The following is a 6,701-nucleotide window of genomic DNA, read 5'->3' on the forward strand; positions in this document are numbered from 1 at the left end:
CATCCTGCACCGGCTTTTACCGTTCAAACTGGGGAGATTTCAAACGGAAGAATTGGGGAGTATCCATCCGGCGGTGACACGGTGTACTACAAGTCGGCCAAGTCGGCACCCAAGGTCCAGGACCGCTTCGCCGGTCCGATCAAGGCCATGATCGACGAGAATCCGTCCTTCGGCTATCGGACGGTAGCGCACCTGTTGGACTTCAACAAGACCACCGTGCAGCGCATCTTCCAGCTCAAGGGCTGGCAGGTGAAGAAACGGCCCATCGGCTTCCGGCCGCGGGTGCAAGCGTTACCCTCGGTGGCCAAGGCACCGAACGAGCGGTGGGCAACAGATTTGTGTCGAGTCTGGGCCGGCCGGGATGGTTGGGCAGTGCTGGCTCTGGTGATCGATTGCCATACCAGAGANCTCGGTGGCCAAGGCACCGAACGAGCGGTGGGCAACAGATTTGTGTCGAGTCTGGGCCGGCCGGGATGGTTGGGCAGTGCTGGCTCTGGTGATCGATTGCCATACCAGAGAGCTGCTTGGTTGGCACCTGTCCCGCTCCGGCAAGGCCAAGACCGCTGAGTCTGCGCTGGAACAGGCCCTGATCGTCCGCTACGGCACCTTAGGACGTGTGCCAGTGCCGTTCCTGCTTCGCTCTGATAACGGCTTGGTCTTCACCAGCCGCAGCTACACCGCGCTGGTCAAAAGTTATGGATTGAAGCAGGAATTCATCACACCACACTGCCCTGAACAGAACGGCATGGTTGAGCGAGTTATCCGAACCTTGAAAGAGCAGTGTGTGCATCGCCATCGGTTCGAGACGCTGCAGCATGCGAGCCGAGCCATTGGTGACTGGATTGGCTTCTATAACACCCGGCGTCCGCATCAAGCGCTGGGCATGAAAACACCTGCGGGGGCATTCGCTTTAGCAGCATGATCTGAGCAGATTCTGCTGGGTCGATACATGCATTCTGGACGCACAAAGCGTGAAGGACGCAGATACGGCCCAGAGCAAAGGATATGACGCTGGTAAGAAGGTATCAGGTATCAAGCGCCATTTGGCCGTAGATACCCCGGGGCCTGCCACATGCAATCGAGGTCACGACAGCCAATGTGAACTACCGGGACGCCGGCATACTGACACTGTTGCTCAACGCGGACACGCTATGTGACGTGGTTGGAATGCTGGTCGATAGTGGCTATAGCGGTGAGTCATCAATGGGACGCCCTGTTGACGTTTTTATCGTCAACTTGAGAGTAGTGGAGAACGGTCTATTCGTAAGCCTTTTTAAGCTTAATTTCTGTGTTGATGCTTCCAATTTTTCCGTGAAGCTGGTCCATATGACGCACGGCAACTTCTCTAATTTTATTATCAAGCTCCAGAATTTCTCTGATCATTTCTGCTTTTCGGTCAGCTGATACACCATCCCATTGAATGACATCTTTGTGCTGTAGGAATTCGGCAATAGTACTTCGTACATTGCCGCTCGAAATGAGGTCATCCCAGTTTTCGTCTAGTGTAGCTTTAAGCATTTGGCGCGAAAGCATTCGCATTGCCTCGTAGCGTTCAAGTAATACTGTTATATTTATTGTAGTCATGAACCGCTACTCATTTTTGCTAGGTTCTGCAGCTGTTGTGTCAAAAAGGAGCTTGTCGTATTCATTTTTCCAATAAGGGTATCTAAGGCGGTGAACTGTGCACGATAGCGTTTTTCCGTGGCAGTCAATTGGACATTCAGCGCAGCAGCTCTTTTTTGCAAATCAGCAATGTTGCGATTCGCAGCATCGGTAACGCTAGCAATTGTTCCTGCAGATGAAAGGAAATTATCAAGCAGGGAATTCAAATTGTAAGCGTAACCTTTTGAAAAGTTGATGTTTCCTCTTGATCCTGTTGTGCCACCAACGATTTGCAACTTAATACCCTCAGACGTATCTCCTGCAGCTCCGGTTAGAAACTGCCCGGACCCTGTCGCAGCTACGCCGTTGATAGTGCCAACAACGTCTGCGCCGATGGTTGATGTTGGTGCTGATCCCATCAAGTTCAATGCGGCCGACCCACCCGCTACGTTTACTGCCGAAGTTATGCCATAACGGCTAGACGATATTGTAAGCACGCCAGATGACTGTGTGACGGTGGCTGAGATACCGGCGGTCGAGAATGTGGCATTACTATTGACTGTGGCTTGAAGATGTTCAGCTAACGCACTTGCGGTGTACGTACCCGATGCTAGAGTTACCGTAGCAGTGGTGCCATTAATCCCAAGCGCAAGCTGATCGTTTACTCCGGATTTTATCGTCGTAACTCTAGTAGATGTTGGTGCTAGGCCTAGCAGATCGCTAGCGCCAGTTGTAGTACCTCCATTCGCTACATCAACAGCAGATAACGCTCCAAACTTATTTGATGTAAAGCTAAGTTTTCCTGAGCTATGGGATACAGTAACTTGTCCAGGGAGTACAGCCTCAAGATCAGATTGAACTTGTGCTACTAACGCATCGAAGCTAGCATAGGTTCCAGACGTTAGATCAACCGTAACAAAGCTTCCTCCATCAACAGATACGGAAAGCTGGTCGTTCACGGTGTCGGTAATCGTCAAGTTAGCCGCCGTAGACCCTTCCAATCGTGCCTGTGTGGCAGAATCCGATCCAACAGTTTTTCCTTGCGTTGCAAGGGTTGTCACGTTGACGGCATAACTGCCTGCTTCCGTTTTTGTCGTTGCGCTAACGTAGCTGACAAGGCTATCGGTGGATTTACCATAGGCGGCGAAAAGAGCAGCAAAGTCCCCGTAGTTATTTGAGAGCGCACTTTGAAGCTTAGCATTATCTAGTGACAATGAGCCGTCCTTGAGAAAGGAGAGGCCGACTTGAGAAAGGTTTGTCAACGAACTTCCACCAAGACCAGAAAGTGCAGAAGACAATGTGCTACGGATGCGTGACTGGATATTCTGTATTGAAGCATCTCCAAGTAGTATGCCTCCCTGCTTTGTCGTTGCATTGTAACGTGTGAGAGAATTTAGGGTAGTGTTGATGGAATTGTATGCTGTCACTAGTGACTGCATAGCCGTAGTAACTGCCGCACTGTTATTGCTAAAAGTCACAGTGCTTGTCCCAGTTTTCAAAAGATTAACTGTGGCGCCACCAATTGCACCTGAAACAGAATTCGATGCGCTGGTTATTGATAATCCATTGACTGTCAAAGAGGCATTTTGTGCAGCGGAAGTCTGCGTCAGGTTTTGTGTACCTCCCGGGTCGTACGACAACAAGTTGCTGATAGCAGCATCTTCTCCACTCGATGATATTTTCATGCTCTTTGCCAGTCCAGTGTTATTGGAACTGATAAGGAGCTTGTATGGGTTACCTGTTGTTCCGTCATTGACAATTGATGCAGTGACGCCGAGACCGGCTCTATTGATGGCGTCACGGATGCCTTGCAATGAGTTGTTTGATGAGTCAATTACAACCGTACCGCCAGCTTGTGTGGCGTCTACGTTGAATGTTGCGCCACTATGTTTTCCGCTTGTTACGCTTCCACCACTAATAGTGCCAAACTGAAAGGTTAGCGTAGTCGCGCTGCCGCTTCCAATTGCCGAGGTAGAACTGCTTTGACCTGCGGTCGCAATTGTTTGCGATTGAGCTAGTGCGCTAACGTTGATGCTATATGTACCGGCGGCAGCCGTTCCAGAAGCGGATGCGGACAAAACAGTGCTGTCAGATGAAGTAGCAGTCAGTGATTGGAACTTTGATGCATCTGCCAAAGCAGCGACAGATGTCTGGAATGAGGAAAGAGCACCTTTCAGACTTCCATATGCAGTTAATTTTGCCTGAAAACTTGCTTCTTTTTTTTGCAACGCTGTGAGCGGCTGACTTTCGACCGCCATAAGTTGAGAAACAATACCGCTTACATCCAGATTGGATCCGATACCTGGTGATGAAATAGCCACGGTTGCACCTCTTAAAATGATCGCTCGTAAGAGCTATAACTATAGCGCCTATTCTGCGCCTCGGTAAACGTAGCTGAACAAGAGCATATGTGTTACCGGAATAAGTTGTATTCAAGCTAACACATGTCTCAACTGACGTTTCTCAACATGATATTAGTTCGTCTAAAGATAAAAAGCCTGGCCGAATCATTCGGACAGGCTTTTACTAAGTGTCTACTCTTGAAGATCAGCGGAGCAGGGCGAGTACACCGTTAGGCAATCCATTAGCCTGTGCCAGCATTGCGGTACCTGCTTGTTGAAGGATCTGACCGCGGGTCATATTCGCAGTTTCGGCAGCAAAGTCAGTATCAACAATCCGGCTCTTCGCAGCGCTGAGATTCTCGGACGTTGACTGCAATGTCGAGATTGTAGATGTGAACCGGTTTTGAATTGCACCTAACTCGGCGCGACTGCGGTTCACGGAAGAGATCGCGTTATCAATTGCTGTAATGGCATTGTTAGCGCCTGATGCAGTAGAGACATCGATTGTTGAAAGTGCTTGGCCGCTGCGTCCGGAACCGTATGTTCCATGTTTGACCATGCCAGTAGTTGTCGATGCAGTCCCAGTCGTACCGGCTTCTACGGTGAATGTCTTCGCGGAGCTTAATGTGAAAGTTCCGTAGGTGGTTCCGCCAAGATTATCGATACCAGTTTGCGCACTAGTTAATCCGGTAGCGCTGACTGTGATATTACGACCGTCGGCTGCAACTAACGAGATGCCAGCTGCGGAAGTGCCACCGTCAATTGCTTTTACACCAGTCTGTCCGGATATCGCATTAATCGCTGTGATAACAGCAGCTCGGCTCGCAGCACCGTCTGCATTGGTGGAAATGGACGCTGTTGCAATTCCGTTAATTGTAAGTGTTCCGGTTGCCGTAGACGCGGTCATTCCAGCACCGGCCAACGTCGTTGTATTAACAGTTGCAGCAACCCCTGTTTGTGAAGTCAATTTGTTAATAGCTGCGGCCTTAGATATTGCACTTGCCCCTGCCACACCAAGTGATGAAGACGATGTGTCATCGCTCGATACAGAGGCACCGATAGCAATCCCGTTAATCTTAAAATCACCTGCCACGAAAGCGGTTGCAGTACCAGCAGTGCTCGATGCATATGCAGTTTGAGCAGAATAAGTGCCTGCATTAACACCAGCATTTTTCAGGTTGGTAGCGTTCCCTGTGACTGTGATTTCCTTCGAGGATGTAAGCGTATATTTACCATAAGTCGTTGAGCCGAGATTGTCGACGCCTGTCTGCGCGCTAGTTAATCCAGTAGCGCTCACGGTAATGTTACGGCCGTCAGCTGCACTCAATTTGATGCCGGCAGCAGATGTGCCTCCGTCCGTTGCTACCACGCCGGTTTGACCAGAGATCGCATTGATTGCTGCAATCACCGCCGCACGACTTGTTGCGCCGTCATTAGTTGTAGTGATTGATGCGGTAGCGACGCCGTTGACTGTTAAGGTGCCTGTTGCGGTGCTTGCGGTCATAGAGGCACCGCCAAGTTCGTTTACATCCGCCTTTGCTGTAACCCCGGTCTGGGCAGACACAGCGTTAATTGCAGCAGCTTTTGCAATCGCGCTACCGCTATTACCGGTACTCGATGCATTGTCTGATGAGGATGTTGAGCCACCAATCGCTACACCGTTGATAGTCATATCACCGGCAACGAGGGCGTTGCCGTTATTGCTAGCAGTTAAGGACGACGCCTGAGTGGCGCCAAGTTTATCGGTTGATGCACCGCCCACTGATACTGATATAGTTTGATTTGCATTCGCGCCGACTTGGAAAGCTTGGCTTGTGAACGAACCATCGAGCAATTTGATGCCGTTGAATTCAGTAGTATTTGCTACACGGCCAATTTCCGCGACGAGGGACGAGACCTCTGTCTGAATTGTTGCACGATCGGAGTCAGAGTTGGTAGAGTTTGCTGCCTGGACTGCCAATGTGCGAAGACGCTGCAGATTGTCACCGATGCCGGACAAGGCACCTTCAGCGGTCTGAGCGAGAGAGATTGCATCGTTAGCATTACGTGCTGCCTGGTTCAGGCCACCAATTTGCGAAGCCATGCGCTGAGAAATCGCTAAACCTGCAGCATCGTCTTTTGCGCTGTTGATCCTCATACCGGAAGACAAACGCTGCAGCGCGGTTGTCAGACCCGAAGACGACGATGAGAGGTTCCGCTGTGCATTCAGGGACGCAATGTTGGTATTGATGACGGATGACATATTAATTCTCCTGTATGGATCGGATATTCCCGGCTTGGTCGTTTCCAGGTTTGTTTGCCTCGTTCTTGCGGGGCATTCAACCGCTGTTGTTACCGTTATCGATCAAGACTGGAAAAACTTTAGAGGGAAATCTAATTTTTATTTTTCCGGTCTTGCCGACGCATTGCCGGTCACATGCTTCTTCGGCGGACGGCGGAAATTCTTTAGTATTGATCCGGGATATTTCGCTCTTCCTGTGCAAGTTCCGTGCGAATTTGGCAACCAAGGCGGGCTGCAACGCGTCTCGACGACTGCGTCGAAAATATATTCGACGAAAAGCCTAAAGAAGTTGAAAACCCTGTCGTTAAGCGAAGTCGCCTGCTCCAGGTGCGCTCCAGGCATCGATCCTTGATGTCACGCTATCAAGCTTGCACGGCGCCGGCATGGTCCAGCGCAGCTAGAGCGTGTTATGAACTAAGGAAGTAGCGTTCAGTCAATGTTGGGGATGAATGCACGCAAACCCTACCCAACTGATG

General features: G+C 50.3%; 5 protein-coding genes and 1 pseudogene. 3 read left to right on the top strand and 3 right to left on the bottom strand.

The features are described from left to right. The first annotated feature begins 412 nt into the window (after window positions 1–412). Together RY831_RS32475 and RY831_RS32480 are read left to right on the top strand one after the other, a co-directional pair. On the top strand, window positions 413–922 hold the full coding sequence (locus tag RY831_RS32475) for an IS3 family transposase (protein WP_437126349.1): 510 nt from the start codon (window positions 413–415) through the stop codon (window positions 920–922). Between the two features lie 31 nt (window positions 923–953). After that, a pseudogene (locus RY831_RS32480) lies at window positions 954–1,105 on the top strand (transposase); the annotation flags it as partial. Between the two features lie 152 nt (window positions 1,106–1,257). Here RY831_RS32480 and RY831_RS32485 read toward each other — a convergent pair. The 3 genes from RY831_RS32485 to RY831_RS32495 form a co-directional block, all read right to left on the bottom strand. Further along, complete coding sequence (locus RY831_RS32485) at window positions 1,258–1,584, bottom strand: flagellar protein FliT (RefSeq protein ID WP_326510430.1); 327 nt, start codon at window positions 1,582–1,584, stop codon at window positions 1,258–1,260. Continuing rightward, a complete protein-coding gene (gene fliD / locus RY831_RS32490; RefSeq protein ID WP_326510431.1) occupies window positions 1,581–3,923 on the bottom strand; it encodes a flagellar filament capping protein FliD in 2,343 nt (780 codons plus the stop codon). Before fliD ends, RY831_RS32485 begins: the two co-directional genes overlap by 4 nt. Before the next feature lie 226 nt (window positions 3,924–4,149). After that, window positions 4,150–6,186, bottom strand: coding sequence for a flagellin N-terminal helical domain-containing protein (locus tag RY831_RS32495; protein WP_326510432.1), 2,037 nt, complete (start codon window positions 6,184–6,186; stop codon window positions 4,150–4,152). Between RY831_RS32495 and RY831_RS32500 the strand changes: the two genes are divergently transcribed. Continuing rightward, complete coding sequence (locus RY831_RS32500; RefSeq protein ID WP_326510433.1) at window positions 6,170–6,577, top strand: hypothetical protein; 408 nt, start codon at window positions 6,170–6,172, stop codon at window positions 6,575–6,577. The genes RY831_RS32495 and RY831_RS32500 overlap by 17 nt on opposite strands. Window positions 6,578–6,701: the final 124 nt, after the last annotated feature.

The sequence above is a fragment of the Noviherbaspirillum album genome, from assembly GCF_035916955.1.
Classification (GTDB): domain Bacteria; phylum Pseudomonadota; class Gammaproteobacteria; order Burkholderiales; family Burkholderiaceae_D; genus Noviherbaspirillum; species Noviherbaspirillum album.